Origin of the sequence: Arthrobacter celericrescens (genome assembly GCF_003614925.1) — a bacterium.
GTDB lineage: Bacteria > Actinomycetota > Actinomycetes > Actinomycetales > Micrococcaceae > Arthrobacter > Arthrobacter celericrescens.
Map to the genome: position 1 here is coordinate 1 of NZ_QYLP01000076.1, position 13,542 is coordinate 13,542.

Consider the following 13,542-nt stretch of genomic DNA (forward strand, 5'->3'; position numbering starts at 1 on the left):
CCCGGTTCCGGAATGTCCGGAACCGGGCCCTCGCCTGTTGCGTGGAGTTGGCTGCTTAGCCGGCGTACGGGTCGGCGATGCCGATGTACTGGGTGGTGGTGTATTCGGCGATGCCCTCGGCGCCGCCTTCACGGCCCAGGCCGGACTGCTTCACGCCGCCGAACGGTGCGGCGGCGTTGGAGATGACGCCCGCGTTGAAGCCGACCATGCCGAATTCGATCTGCTCGGCCACGCGGAACATGCGGGCGTAGTCTCGGGTGTAGAGGTAGGACGCCAGGCCGTATTCGCTCGCGTTGGCCAGCTTGATGGCCTGCTCTTCGGTGGCGAAGGTGGTTACGGGGGCCACCGGGCCGAAGATCTCGGAGCCGAGGATGTCGGCGTCGTTCGGGACGTTCGCTAGGACCGTGGGGGCGTAGAAGTAGCCGTCGCCGTCCACGGGGCCGCCGCCGGTGGCGACCGTTGCGCCCTGGGCCACGGCAGCGGTGACCAGTGCGTGGACGTCGTCGCGGGCGCCGGAATCGATCAGCGGGCCCACCTTGGACGTGTCCTCGGTGCCGCGGCCGGTGGTGAGGGCGCCCATGGCGGCTGCGAACTTCGCGGTGAATTCGGCGGCCACGGACTCGTGGACCAGGAAGCGGTTGGCGGCGGTGCAGGCCTCGCCCATGTTGCGCATCTTGGCGGCCATGGCGCCTTCGACGGCCTTGTCCAGGTCGGCGTCCTCGAAGACGATGAACGGCGCGTTGCCGCCCAGTTCCATGGAGGTGCGCAGGACGTTGTTGGCGGCGTCGGCGATGAGGCGCTTGCCCACCGGGGTGGAGCCGGTGAAGGAGACCTTGCGCAGGCGGGAGTCCTTCATGATGGGGCCCGAGATGGAGGAGGCGCTCGAGGAGGACACCACGTTGACAACGCCGGCGGGCACGCCGGCCTCTTCCAAGGTGGCCACGAACAGCTGGGTGGTCAGCGGGGTGAACTTGGCGGGCTTGATAATCACCGTGCAGCCGGCGGCGAGGGCGGGGCCGACCTTGCGTGTGGCCATCGCCAGCGGGAAGTTCCACGGGGTGATCAGCAGGCAGGGGCCGACCGGCTTGCGCTGGACGAGGATCTTGTTCTTGCCCTCGGGGGTGGTGACGTAGCGGCCGTAGTCGCGGACGGTCTCCTCGGAGAACCAGCGGAGGAATTCGGCCCCGTAGGTGACCTCACCGCGGGACTCGGCCAGCGGCTTGCCCATTTCGAGGGTCATGAGGAGGGCGAAGTCCTCGGCACGCTCGGTGACGAGCTCGAAGGCGCGGCGCAGGATTTCGGCGCGTTCGCGCGGGGCGGTGCGGGCCCAGGACGCCTGGGCGGCGTCGGCCGCGTCGAGGGCGGCGAGGGCGTCCTCGCTGGTGGCGTCGGCGATGCTCAGGAGGACCTTGCCGGTGGCCGGGTCTTCGACATCGAAGGTCTTGCCGGTGGAGGCGTCGCGCCATTCACCGTTGATGAACAGACCGGTGGGAACCTTGGCGAGCAGTTCTGCTTCGCGTTCTGCGGTGACAGTCACAGTGACTCCTTCGTCAGGCGGTGGATTGTGGAAATGCACCAACCCTTGGTGTTACTTGGGTCGCATTGTTGCGGGGATTACTGCCACGGTACTGCCGGAATCAAAAGAGTGTCTACGCCTTCGCGCACTGCCGCCGCCGCCCGTCTCTGTGCACTTGCACAGAGGCGCCCTAACGCGCCGCGGGCACCGCCTCAGCGCGCCGCAGGTACCGTCTCAGCGCGCCGCGAGCACCGCAGAATACAGTTCACGCTTGCTGACGCGGGCCTCCTCGGCCACGGCGGCCACGGCTTCCTTGAGCCGGATTCCCTGGGCGGTGAGTTCGTTGACGGCGGCCACATGGTCCTCGGGGGCGCCGGGCGCCTTCTCGGGTGCGCCGTCCACCACCACGGCGATTTCCCCGCGGACTTCGTTGTTTTCCGCCCACTCGAGGAGTTCCTGGACGGTGCCGCGGAGGACTTCCTCGTAGGTTTTGGTCAGCTCGCGGCATACGGCGATCCTGCGTTCCGCGCCGAAGCGGTCGTGGAGGGCCCGGAGCATGGCCTCGAGGCGGTGCGGGGCTTCGAAGAACACCATGGTGCGGCGTTCGCCGTCGAGCTCTGCCAGCCGGGAGCTGCGTTCCCCCGCCTTGCGCGGCAGGAAGCCTTCGAAGCAGAAGCGGTCGGTGGGCAGGCCTGAGAGGGCGAGCGCCGTCAGCACGGCGGACGGGCCGGGCACCGCGGTGACGAACTGGCCCGCCGCGACGGCTGCCTCGACCAGCCGGAAGCCGGGGTCGGAGACGGCGGGCATGCCGGCGTCGCTCACCATCAGGATGGTCTTGCCTGCCTGGACCTGTTCGAGGAGGTCCGCGGTCTTGGTCGCCTCGTTGTGCTCGTGGTAGCTGATGACCCGGCCGGACACCTCGATGCCGAGGGCGTGCACCAGCCGGTGCAGCCGTCGGGTGTCCTCGGCGGCGATCACGTGCGCGGTCTGCAGCAATTCCACGAGGCGGGTCGAGGCGTCGCCCACGTTGCCGATCGGCGTGGCGGCAAGCACGATCCGGCCGCCGCCCGGAACCACCGGCAGGACGCTGGTGCTCAGGGCGCCGTCCGCTGCGGTTTCCTGGAGGTTCTCCGGGACGGAATCGACGACGTCGGCCTGGGGCTGTGCTTCTTCACTCACCTGATCAAGCCTAGTCCGCCGGGAAGGCACGGACGACTTCCGCGGGGAAGGCCGCCAGCAGGGCCTTGCGGAGTTCCTTGCCGTTCTTCCATTCAGTGACGTCGAGGTCCAGGCTCCGGCCGAGACGGTCCATCAGGAAGACGCAACCGCAGTTGCGGTCCCCCACTACTGAAACATCCGCCAAGGCGATTGCCTGGGTCTTGGTGCCACTCCGCTTCAGGAGGCGATCCGTGGTGAGACAGAGCGTCTCCTTGGAGCCTTTGTTTCGCCAGGCCGGGTTCCCGTTCAGGTCCCCTGGATCGCTATCCTGCCAGATGCGGAATCGATCGAAAGCGAGCCCGTGGGCCGCGGCGTGCTTCCTTCGTGGCTTCGCGAATCCGGCGACAGCGACCATGAGGCTGTCCATACTCCCTGAGAGGGATGCCGTGAGCCGGTCCACGGTCAAAGACTCCACGTGCTGAAGGGCGGCTTCCAAAGTGGGTGTGCTCCGTCCGCGCAGACCGTCCACGGCCAACTGTTCGAGATGCCAATCCGGAACGGAACGTCCATATTCCAAGCCATCGATCCGGGCTTTCCGTGCCGAGGCAAAAGCCTCCTCGGTGAATCCGTTCCGGACCACCTCGTGCAGGGTCGCAACGCCCAAGTCGAAAGCCGGGATGATGTTCGCCGACGTCGGATCGAGGATGAGGTCAAGCTGAGTTTTGTCCTCGTCCACCGTCGTCTGAAAGTCCACCGCCCAGTAGATCAATCCACGGTCGTGGCTGAGACGACCCTGTAGCTCGTAACGCAGCGCTTCGGCTAGCACAGCGGCGTCCGCAGCTGGAACGAGTAAAGACAGCCCCACGCCGTCCTTTGTGGAAACGATCAGTGTCGGCTCCGTGACGAGCGGGGCGGCCAGGGTTCGCTCCGGAATGCTCCCCGACGGCAACCGTACCTCCAAAGAACCGGGGATCCGGCCGGAGAATGTCAAGGCGGCGTTCTGCATCACGAGCCACTGTCCAGCCCATGCAAGCAGTTCGGTCTTAGTCAGACTTTGCGTCGCCGGTGCCCCGAAATGGGCGGCTCCGAGGTCGATTGTTCCGAAGCGGTTGGACATCAGACCGCTCGAGACGGCACGGAACTTGTTCGGGTCCTCGGCCTCGACGACGGCCTTCTCCAGGACGATGTCTTCCTCGGACACCCCGGAGAAGCCGGAAACCGCATCCGCGATTACGTTGAGGAAATCCGCGACGTCGGCCGGCTCTCCCCTTGCCCAGAACTCCACCGAATCCGTGTCCGTCATGGCGCCATGCAGCACCGTCATCGGCCGGGTGGCGCGAAGCAGCAGATGCTCCACAAGATGGGTGATGCCGGCGAGGACGGCGGGCTCATCACGCAGTCCGACACCGAAACGCAGCGAACCGAGGCACGGCCCTTCCGCGTCGAGCGAATACGTAGGGATGCCGTTGTGGAGGCCCGTCTGCACCTTCTGCGTCATGACGGACAGTCTCCCAGAAAGCGCAGGGCTTCCACGCAGGCGTGCGCCCGCCGCCCCAGCCCGCGACGGTAGCATGGGGCAGGTGACAGAGACCTCCGTGCGCCCCGCCTCCCCGAGTTGGCTGGTGCGGCCCGCCGGAGCATTCACTGCCGCGGCCCTCCGGGCGAGGCTGATCGGCGGGATCCAGAGCTGGCGGGACTACCCGCCGTCGTTGCGTCTGTGGTTCTGGCTGATTCCCACCATCACGGCGGTGATCGCCGGAGTCCTGCGCTTTGTCCGGCTGGATACCCCGCACAGCCTCGTGTTCGACGAAACCTATTACGTCAAGGACGCCTACTCCTACCTGCTGAGCGGCTACGAGCGGAACTGGCCGCAGAAGGCCAACGACTCCTTCAAGACGGGCGACCCCGTCCTGCCCCTGGACACTCCCGAGTACGTAGTGCATCCGCCCGTCGGCAAATGGATGATCGCCTGGGGCATGGGTATCTTCGGCCCGGAGAACCCGTTCGGCTGGCGCTTCGCCGCGGCGCTGACGGGGACACTGTCCGTCTTCCTGGTGTCGCTCATTGCGCTGAAGCTTTTCCGCTCACACGTGCTGGGCGGGGTGGCCGGGCTGCTGCTCGCCATCGACGGCCATCACCTGGTCATGTCGCGCACCGCGATCCTCGACATCTTCCTGATGTTCTGGGTCCTTGCCGCGTTCGGCGCCCTGCTGATGGACCGCGACGACGGTCGGCGCCGGCTCGCTGCACGGCTCGCCGTGGCCTACCGGGACGGTCCGCCGGCGGCAAGAGCCCTGGTAGCCGGCCCGTTCCTCGGCATGCGGTGGTGGCGGCTCGTGGCCGGTATCTGCCTCGGCCTCGCGGTGGGCGTGAAGTGGTCGGCGCTGGCCTTCGTGGCCGTGTTCGGCCTGCTGACCGTCCTCTGGGACATGAACGCGCGCAGGATCGCAGGGGTCCGCAGCTGGGCCAGCGCCGCGGTGCTCAAGGACGGCGTGCCGGCGTTCTTCACGATGATCCCGGTGGCAGCAGCCGCGTACCTTGCCACGTGGACCGGCTGGTTCCTCTCCAAGGACGCGTACTTCCGCGGCTGGGCCGGGAAGCAGCCGGCCTCGGGCTGGGACTGGATTCCCGCACCGCTCCGTTCCCTGGCCCACTACCACCTGGAAGCGTACAAGTTCCATCAGGGCCTGGGCGCGGACCATCCCTACGAGACGAGCCCGTGGAGCTGGCTGGTAATGGGCCGGCCCACGTCCTTCTTCTACGAGTCCCCCAAGCTGGGCAGCGCCGGCTGCGAGCTCCCGAGCTGCACCACGGCGATCCTCTCCGTGGGCAATCCGGTGGTCTGGTGGGGCGCGACGATCGCCCTCGCGGCACTGTTGTTCTGGTGGGCGGGGCGCCGCGACTGGCGTGCCGGCGCCATCCTCGCCGGTGTCGCCGCAGGCTACCTGCCGTGGTTCATGTACCCCGAGCGGACCATGTTCTTCTTCTACGCCCTGTCCTTCGAGCCGTTCCTCGTCCTTGCCCTGGCGTACGGGCTGGGCAGGATCCTGGGCAAGCCCGGCGACCCGCAATGGCGGCGGCTCTCCGGAATCTACCTCGTGGCGCTGGTGATGGTCCTGGCCGTCCTGGTTTCCGCCTACTTCTACCCTGTCTGGACCGCCGAGACCATCAGCTACCAGGAATGGCGGATGCGCATGTGGATGCCGTCCTGGATCTAACGTTAAACAATCGATCCTGCAGATCCGGTGACCTCAGTCGCTCTGAGGTCACCGGATCTGCAGGATCAAGGGTTGTTCGAAGGCCCGTGTGGGCGCCGGTTTCGCTACGCTTTCGCCCCGCGGGCGACGTCGCTGCCGTCCTTCGTTACGGCGTCGGCGGCCCCCTCCACGGCGTCGGTCCCGCCATCGCTGCCCTTGCGGGGCGCCAGGCCGCGACGGCGGCGGGTCGGCCAGGTGAAGATCAGGGTGAGCAGGGCTGCCAGGAAGACCAGCCCGGCAATGGCGATGCCGGCATCCATCCAGAACTGCCCGGGGAACAGGCGGATCAGGGTGTCTTCAAGGGCGAAGGTCCAGGTGCCGTTGGCGAAGAAGACCCGGTGGAACTCGGTGAAGAACTGCTGCCAGCCCAGCACGCCGAGGGCGCCCAGTGCCAGGATGACCACCAGCGTGGCAATTGACCCTGCGAAGAGTCCGCGGCGGATGCCGCCGGTGCTGCGCTTGCGCAGGTACAACATGGCGATGATCCCGATGACCACCATCAGGGCCGCTGCTCCGAACGCGGAAAGCATCACGAGCTTCACATCAGCCATGTGGGCCACTTCGCTGTCCTTGAACAGCTTGGTGCCGTCGTCGCGGACCAGGTCCCCGAGATACCGCGGGCCGGCCCAGTTGCTGAGGTAATCCACGGCGTAGGAGCCGTAGCTCATCCGGTCATCGGTGCTGAAGCCGTATCCGTCACCGGGGAATCCGGGGCGGTTGTATTCCACCCAGAGGAACAGCGGGCTGGTGACGGCCCTGATGGCCAGGACCAGCAGCACCACCGGATAGAACACGGCCAGGAGCACCTGGAAGATGCGCGGCGTCACCGGCTTGGCCTTGGCGGCCAGTTCGCGTTCGGCGTTCCGGCGTTCCACTTCCGCTTCCGGCGGCCGGACCTGCAGGGCCGACGTCGGAAGCGGCTCGGCGAAAAGGGCCGGTTCCGGCGCGGCCCCGGCAGCCTCTGCGGCCTTGCGGTCCGCACGGGTTCCGGGCTGTGCCGCGGACTTCCCACCGGCGTGGGCGGGCGCGGCGGCACCCGCCGGCCGGGCCGCCTGGGCGGTCTTTGCGGATGCGGCGGGCTGGGCAGCGGCGGCCGGCTTGGCGCCGTCGTCGGTCTTGGCAGCGTCGGCCGGCTGGGCAGCGGCGGCCGGCTTGGCGCCGTCGTCGGTCTTGGCAGCGTCGGCCGGCTGGGCAGCGGCGGCCGGCTTGGCGGATGCGGCGGGCGAAGCGGACGGCGCCGTCCCGGGCGCTGCCTTGGCGGCTGCCGGTTTCATCCACTCGAAAGCCGGCTCGCCGTCGTCGTCGATCTCCACGTCCGGCTCACTGGGGTTCGGGGTTTTGTCACTCACGTCGCTTCACTTCCGTAGGGTTCGCATGCAGGCGTAAAACAGGTCGCCGGCAATATTCTCTGTCTTCGAGCCTACCGTCAGGCCTTGTCCCGGGGCGACGAGCCACCCCGGCCGGCGCCGGAATCCGGTGCGTCCGTCAGGCGGCGATCGCCCGGTATCCGGCGTCCTTGCTGTCGAGGTCGCCGGTGGAACCGGCACGGAAAGCGCGCCCGCCCAGCACCAGCGCGTACACCCAGTACCCGGCAAGGACCAGGGCACCGATCAGGAGTTTCGCCCAGACCGGCAGCGGGCTCGGCGTCACGAAAGCTTCAACCAGCCCGGAGATGAACAGCACGGCCACCAGCCCCAGGGCCACCGTGATCAGGGAGCGGCCTTCGTCGGCCACGGCCTGGATGCGCCGCCGTGGGCCGGGCGACACCATGGCCCAGAAAATCTTCAGCCCCGCGGCGGAGGCGATGAACACCGCGGTGAGTTCCATGAATCCGTGCGGGAGGATGTAACTGAAGAACACGTCCAGCTTGCCCGTGGCGGCGAAGAGCCCGGCGGCGATGCCCACGCCCTGGGCGTTCGCCACCAGAATCATCGGCACCCAGAACCCCGTGATTCCCAGGGCGACAGCCTGCGCAGCGATCCAGGCGTTGTTGGTCCACACCGCACCGGCGAAGGAGGCAGCGGGGTTTTCGGAGTAGTAGTCGATGAATTCCTCATCCACATAGCGTTTCAACTGGGCATTGCTCCCGAGGGAGCGCAGTGCCTCCGGGGACGTCCCGATCCACAAGGCATACGCGGCCCCGACGAGGCAGAAGAAGACCCCACACCACAGGGTCATCCACCGGAGGCGGTAGAACGCGGCCGGCAACGAGACCACGAAGAACGCGGCAAGGTCCTCCATGAAGTTCGACCGGGCCCCGGTGAAACGGGTCCGGGCCTGTGCCAGCGTGGCGGACAACGACGCGGACAACGCCCCTTCCGGTGCCACCGAGCGGATCAGCGAGAGGTGCGACGACGCCGCCTGGTAGAGCTTCAGGAGTTCGTCGGCCTCGGCACCGCTGAGGCGGCCCTGATGCGCCAGTGCGTGCAGGCGCGCCCATTTGGCAGAATGCACCGCGGAAAAGGCGTCGATATCCACGGCACTACCCTAACCCCCTGCCGCTGTTGACGGGGGCCTAAACTCTGAGGACAGGCAATCACAGTTGGGGGCATCCGTGAGTTCCATCATTACCGGCGAAGCAGTGGTCCTTGAACTCAGGCCGGCGTCCTTCGCTGCCCGGGCCCTCGGCCTGATCCTCGACCTGCTGGTGTACTTCGCGCTCCTGATGTTCGTGATGCTGCTTGTCGGCAGCCTGCTTCCGGACCTGGACGAAGCGGCGGGCCAGGCGATGATCCTCTTCAACGTGGTGTTGTGCCTGGTGATCGTCCCTGTGGCGGTCGAGACCCTGAGCCGCGGCCGTTCCGTGGGCAAGCTCGCCGTCGGCCTGCGGATCGTGCGCGACGACGGCGGATCCATCCGCTTCCGGCACGCGCTGATCCGGGGGCTGATCGGATTCCTCGAAATCTTCCTGACGTTCGGCGGCCTGGCCGTGGCAGTCGCCCTGTTCAACGAGAAGTCGAAGCGGCTCGGCGACATCGTGGCGGGAACGTATGCGCTCCGCCAGCGCGTGCAGGAGGACGTGAAGGTGTTTCCGTTCGCTCCGCCGTACCTGCAGGGATGGGTGGCCATGGCGGACATCGGCCGGATCCCCGACGCGGCTGCCCGGCGGGCCAACCAGTTCGTGCAGCAGGCACCCAGGATGGCTCCGGCGTCGCGCATCAACATGGCAGTGTCCCTCGCGACGGAACTGTCCGCCCACGTGGCTCCCCCGCCGCCGCCGGGAACGCTCCCGGAAGACTACCTGTGGGCGGTGCTGGGCGAACGGCGGAACCGGGACCTGGAAAGGCTGGCGCGCGCCGAGGAACGCAGCAGGAGCATCGGCGAACGCCTGGGCCGGACGCCGTTCAGCTGATCAGCACCCCGGCCAACTCAGCGTCTTGGCCTGATCAGCGGCGGGCGTAGGAGGCCCAGGGGATGTTCCAGTCGCCGAAGCCTTCCAGCGGCTCCACTGCGGGCGCCCCGGTGTTCAGCACCTGGACCAGGTCGCCGGTCCTCATGTTGTTGAAGAACCAGGTGGCGTCCGCAGGCAGCAGGCCGACGCAGCCGTGCGACACGTTGGCCACACCCACGGCCCGGTAGGCGGACGCCAGCGCCTGATGCACGTACACGCCGGAGTTGGTCAGGCGGTTGGCACGCTCAACGGTCAGGGGCGGGTAGTAGCCCTTGTCACCGGGCTTGAGGCCGATGCTCCCGGCGTTGAACTTCGAGTAGCGCTCCTGTTCCATGATCACCGCGTAGCCGGTGGGCGAGAGCCAATCCGGGCTGCCGAGCGTGACCGGTGCCGTGTGGGCCAGTTGGCCGTCGATGTACACCTTCATGGTCTTGGTCAGGTCATCGACGACAGCGACGCGCTGCGGCCCGGTAGTGTACGACACCTTGACATTCGAGTTGCCGATCATCCCGTTGCCGAACTCTTTGCCGAAGAGCGCCAGGTCCACGGTGACCTTGGTGCCCGAGGCCCAGAACTTCTCCGGTCGGATCCGCACTTTCTGGTCGGAATACCAGCGCCATGCCACCTTCTGCTTGGACGACACCGTGATCTTGACGGATTTCTCCATCGCCGCCTTGTTAAGGACCGGCTCGCTGAAGTTGATCTCGATCGGCTGCCCCGAGCCCATGACCGATCCGTTCATCGGGTACACGGAGGCGTCGGCTTCGTTGGGCGTGGAGACCGTGGTGAAGGACTGGGCCTTCTTGGTTTCCCGGCCGGCGCCGTCCACCACGGTGAAGGAGTAGTTGTACTTCGTGTTGAACTCCAGCGGCTCCAGGGTGCTCCACGTGCTGCCGTCCGCGCTGACATTGCCCTTCACCGGCGTGCCGCCGTCCGCCGGAACCAGGACAACGTCCTTGACGGTGCCGTTGACGGCCTTCACGGTCGGCCCGACGGCGGGGTTCACTTCGCGTGCGCCGTCCAGCGGCGTGATGCCCAGTTCCACGGCCTTGACGACGGCGGCGGCGAGTCCGACTTCGCTGCGCTGCGGGGAGCCTGCTTCGGATTCCGGGGCGTGGCCGAGCCACGCGGGCGCCGTCGCGACGCCGATCCCGCCGGCCGCGACCAGAGCGCAGACCCCGGCAATCGCCAGGATCTTTCCGGTGCGGCGTTTTGCCCTGTTCCCCATGTTCCGTCTCCACATCCCCAAATGCAGCCCGGCGTCGAAACGGGCCTGTCAAAGTAACCAGCCAATTCTAGCCGCGTCCGGCGCCGCAAACAGCAAGGCGCGGGTTTCATGTCACAACCCGCGCCTTGCCATGGCGTTGCTGGGGTAAACAGCGTCCGTCAGTAGCGGTAGTGCTCCGGCTTGTATGGGCCGGCCACGTCGAGGTCCAGGTATTCGGCCTGTTCCTTGCTCAGCTCGGTCAGTTCGACGCCGAGGGCGTCCAGGTGCAGCCTGGCCACCTTCTCGTCGAGGATCTTCGGCAGCACGTAGACCTGGTTTTCGTATTCGCGTTCGCCTTCGGGTTGGTCCCGCTTGGTCCACAGCTCGATCTGGGCGATGGTCTGGTTGGCGAAGGAGTTGCTCATCACGAAGGAGGGGTGGCCGGTGGCGTTGCCCAGGTTCAGGAGGCGGCCTTCGGAGAGCACGATGATGGAGCGCTCGGTGCCGGTGCCGGCGTCGAAGACCCACTCGTGGACCTGCGGCTTGATCTCGACCTTCGTGACGCCGTCCACCTTGGCCAGGCCGGCCATGTCGATTTCGTTGTCGAAGTGGCCGATGTTGCCCACGATCGCCTTGTTCTTCATGCGCACCATGTCCTCGGCCATGATGACGTCCTTGTTGCCCGTGGTGGTGATGAAGATGTCACCCTGTTCCAGCACGGTTTCCAGGCGTGCCACCTGGTAGCCGTCCATGGCGGCCTGCAGCGCGCAGATGGGGTCGATTTCGGTGACGATCACGCGGGCGCCCTGGCCGCGGAGCGCTTCCGCAGCGCCCTTGCCGACGTCGCCATAGCCGCAGACGACGGCCACCTTGCCGCCGATCAGCACGTCGGTGGCGCGGTTGATGCCGTCCGGCAGGGAGTGGCGGATGCCGTACTTGTTGTCGAACTTGCTCTTGGTGACCGAGTCGTTGACGTTGATCGCCGGGAAGAGCAGCTTGCCCTGTTCGGCGAGCTGGTAAAGGCGGTGCACACCGGTGGTGGTCTCTTCGCTGACGCCGCGGATGCCGGCGGCGATGCGGGTCCACTTCTGCGGATCCTTGGCCAGGGAGGCGCGCAGCACACCCAGGATCAGCGCGTATTCTTCCGGGTCCTCGTCGGTGGCTTCCGGGACGGCACCGACGGCCTCGAACTCGACGCCCTTGTGCAGCAGCAGCGTGGCGTCGCCGCCGTCGTCGAGGATCATGTTGGGGCCCAACTCCGGGTTGCTGTCGGCACCGGGCCAGGTGAGGATCTGCTCGGCGGTCCACCAGTACTCGTCCAGGGTTTCGCCCTTCCAGGCGAAGACCGGCACGCCCTGCGGGTTCTCCGGGGTGCCGTTGCCGACGACGACGGCGGCGGCGGCTTCGTCCTGGGTGGAGAAGATGTTGCAGGAGGCCCAGCGGATCTCGGCGCCCAGGGCGGTCAGGGTCTCGATGAGGACGGCGGTCTGCACGGTCATGTGCAGCGATCCTGCGATCCGGGCGCCCTTGAGCGGCTGGCTCGGGCCGAATTCGGCGCGCAGGGACATCAGGCCCGGCATTTCGTGTTCGGCGAGGCGGATCTGGTGGCGGCCTGCCTCGGCCAGGGAAAGGTCGGCAACCTTGAAGTCGAAAGTCATGGATGTCCTTAGATAGAACCGGTTAACGGCGGGAGTCAGGCTTTGCGGGGAGCGTCGTGCTGGTCGGAGCCGGCGGCGTCCGCCGCGGCGAGCAGTTCCGGCGGGAGCAGCAGCGGGATGCCGTCCTGGATGCTGTAGCGGGGCTTGCTTCCCGTGGAGTCTGCCTCGGCCGCTACCAGTTCCTCGCCCTCCTGGACCAGCGTTGACCCGGTGACCGGGCAACGCAGAATGGACAACAGTTCAGGACTGACCTTTGGCATGGCTGTAGCTCCCTGGGTGGCACCGTTTCATGGTGCCGGTGGCGGACCGGATGTGCAGCTTCCAGCCTACAGCCCGGCAACTGGGCGGACGATTGACTTTACGCCTCAGGAAGGCTCGCGCAGGATGCGCAGGTGTCCGCGCCGCGTACCCTCCACGAGCGGGGGTTCGACGGCGGGCCGCGCGGTCCGCGGTTCGGACACCTCGGGAACCGCCGCGGCTTCGCGGACGGCGTTCGCGAGGGCCAGCAGGTCGTCCGGGCCGGGTTCCGGCGGGGTGGAGGGCATCGCGAGCCGCAGCACTTCCCAGCCGCGCGGCACTGTCAGGGAGCCGGCGTGCTGGGTGCAGAGGTCGTAGGAGTGGGGTTCGGCGTACATGGCCAGCGGCCCCAGCACGGCCGTGGACTCGGCGTAGACGTACGTCAACGTGGCCACCGCGGACTGGCGGCAGGCTGACCTGGAACATTGGCGAATAGCACCCACAACATCCCAGATTAGCGGGTGGAGGCCCACACGCGGCGTATTGGCCGCCGTTCGCGCATTATGTCGCGTTGGAGCAGTAAAGTCGGTATATGCAGTCACAGCAGCACAGTCCGGGTTTCAGGATCAGCCTGGGCGAGGCCGGCGGCAGTTCGTCCGGCGCCCCGGTGCGCAGCTTCAGGCAGCGCCGGCGGAACCGCCACGGCCGGGGACAGCGCGGCGAAGTCATGCTTCCCACCCTTCCGGGCTACCGCAGCAGGGCCGAACGCTTCGACGACCTGGTCCTGGATTCGGCCGAACGGCTCCAGGACATGTGGGGCCAGCAGCTCAACGGCGTCTCGTTCGCCGTGGAGGAAATCCCGCCGAACCTGGAGCAGTTGGTGGCCGAAGGCGGAGCCGCTCCCTTGGGCGCCTGCACCAGGGGCACAGCCTCGGAAGGTCCGCTCATCACGGTGTACCGCCGCGTGGTGGAGCACACCGCGGGCGGCCGGGAGGAACTGCAGGACCTCATCCATGACGTCGTGGTGGAATACACGGCCGAGTACCTGGGTGTCCCGCCGGAATCCCTCGATCCGGTGTACCGCCGCCGCTACCAGTAACAGGCCGCGGCGCCGATAC

12 protein-coding genes are annotated in these 13,542 nt (G+C 67.3%); 3 read left to right on the top strand and 9 right to left on the bottom strand.

The features are described from left to right. Nucleotides 1–55: 55 nt before the first annotated feature. The 3 genes from D3654_RS13200 to D3654_RS13210 all read right to left on the bottom strand — a co-directional run bounded on the left by D3654_RS13200 (nt 56) and on the right by D3654_RS13210 (nt 4,172). Nucleotides 56–1,537, bottom strand: a complete 1,482-nt coding sequence (locus D3654_RS13200; protein WP_120521954.1) for an NAD-dependent succinate-semialdehyde dehydrogenase — start codon at nt 1,535–1,537, stop codon at nt 56–58. Between the two features lie 213 nt (nt 1,538–1,750). Then, nucleotides 1,751–2,614: a 16S rRNA (cytidine(1402)-2'-O)-methyltransferase gene (rsmI, locus tag D3654_RS13205; RefSeq protein WP_120521974.1), complete on the bottom strand. Its 864-nt coding sequence runs from the start codon at nt 2,612–2,614 to the stop codon at nt 1,751–1,753. 91 nt (nt 2,615–2,705) lie between these two features. Continuing rightward, nucleotides 2,706–4,172, bottom strand: coding sequence for a peptidase M16 family protein (locus D3654_RS13210; RefSeq protein WP_120521955.1), 1,467 nt, complete (start codon nt 4,170–4,172; stop codon nt 2,706–2,708). Between the two features lie 73 nt (nt 4,173–4,245). Between D3654_RS13210 and D3654_RS13215 the strand changes: the two genes are divergently transcribed. Beyond that, nucleotides 4,246–5,892: a dolichyl-phosphate-mannose--protein mannosyltransferase gene (locus D3654_RS13215; protein ID WP_120521956.1), complete on the top strand. Its 1,647-nt coding sequence runs from the start codon at nt 4,246–4,248 to the stop codon at nt 5,890–5,892. A gap of 104 nt (nt 5,893–5,996) precedes the next feature. Here D3654_RS13215 and D3654_RS13220 read toward each other — a convergent pair whose 3' ends face one another. After that, a complete protein-coding gene (locus D3654_RS13220; protein ID WP_245413226.1) occupies nt 5,997–7,280 on the bottom strand; it encodes a TIGR01906 family membrane protein in 1,284 nt (427 codons plus the stop codon). 136 nt (nt 7,281–7,416) lie between these two features. Continuing rightward, nucleotides 7,417–8,409, bottom strand: a complete 993-nt coding sequence (locus D3654_RS13225) for a stage II sporulation protein M (RefSeq protein ID WP_205571803.1) — start codon at nt 8,407–8,409, stop codon at nt 7,417–7,419. A 76-nt stretch (nt 8,410–8,485) separates the two neighbouring features. Here D3654_RS13225 and D3654_RS13230 point away from each other — a divergent pair, with 76 nt between their 5' ends. Next, entirely contained in the window at nt 8,486–9,283 is a 798-nt protein-coding gene (locus D3654_RS13230; protein ID WP_120521977.1) for an RDD family protein, read from the top strand. Between the two features lie 34 nt (nt 9,284–9,317). On the opposite strand, the gene D3654_RS13235 is transcribed toward D3654_RS13230, so the two are convergent. The 4 genes from D3654_RS13235 to D3654_RS13250 all read right to left on the bottom strand — a co-directional run bounded on the left by D3654_RS13235 (nt 9,318) and on the right by D3654_RS13250 (nt 12,927). Beyond that, the gene (locus tag D3654_RS13235) at nt 9,318–10,550 is read right to left on the bottom strand and encodes a L,D-transpeptidase (RefSeq protein WP_120521957.1); all 1,233 of its coding nucleotides are present in this window, start codon (nt 10,548–10,550) and stop codon (nt 9,318–9,320) included. 158 nt (nt 10,551–10,708) lie between these two features. Next, complete coding sequence (gene ahcY / locus D3654_RS13240; RefSeq protein WP_120521958.1) at nt 10,709–12,187, bottom strand: adenosylhomocysteinase; 1,479 nt, start codon at nt 12,185–12,187, stop codon at nt 10,709–10,711. A 35-nt stretch (nt 12,188–12,222) separates the two neighbouring features. Beyond that, nucleotides 12,223–12,447 carry a hypothetical protein gene (locus D3654_RS13245; protein ID WP_120521959.1) on the bottom strand — a complete coding sequence of 75 codons (225 nt, stop codon included), beginning with the start codon at nt 12,445–12,447 and terminating at the stop codon, nt 12,223–12,225. A 105-nt stretch (nt 12,448–12,552) separates the two neighbouring features. Further along, a complete protein-coding gene (locus tag D3654_RS13250) occupies nt 12,553–12,927 on the bottom strand; it encodes a DUF3499 domain-containing protein (RefSeq protein WP_120521960.1) in 375 nt (124 codons plus the stop codon). Nucleotides 12,928–13,016: 89 nt separating this feature from the next. Between D3654_RS13250 and D3654_RS13255 the strand changes: the two genes are divergently transcribed. Further along, nucleotides 13,017–13,523 (top strand): metallopeptidase family protein, encoded by a 507-nt coding sequence (locus D3654_RS13255; protein WP_120521961.1) that lies wholly within the window; start codon nt 13,017–13,019, stop codon nt 13,521–13,523. Nucleotides 13,524–13,542 lie beyond the last annotated feature (19 nt).

What these genes read in the sequence shown, in the direction of transcription:
- D3654_RS13215 (WP_120521956.1), top strand. Translation starts at nt 4,246, where the DNA reads ATGGGGCAGGTGACAGAGACCTCCGTGCGCCCCGCCTCCCCGAGTTGG.
- D3654_RS13255 (WP_120521961.1), top strand. Translation starts at nt 13,017, where the DNA reads ATGCAGTCACAGCAGCACAGTCCGGGTTTCAGGATCAGCCTGGGCGAG.
- ahcY (WP_120521958.1), bottom strand. Translation starts at nt 12,187, where the DNA reads ATGACTTTCGACTTCAAGGTTGCCGACCTTTCCCTGGCCGAGGCAGGC.
- D3654_RS13210 (WP_120521955.1), bottom strand. Translation starts at nt 4,172, where the DNA reads ATGACGCAGAAGGTGCAGACGGGCCTCCACAACGGCATCCCTACGTAT.
- D3654_RS13245 (WP_120521959.1), bottom strand. Translation starts at nt 12,447, where the DNA reads ATGCCAAAGGTCAGTCCTGAACTGTTGTCCATTCTGCGTTGCCCGGTC.
- D3654_RS13235 (WP_120521957.1), bottom strand. Translation starts at nt 10,550, where the DNA reads ATGGGGAACAGGGCAAAACGCCGCACCGGAAAGATCCTGGCGATTGCC.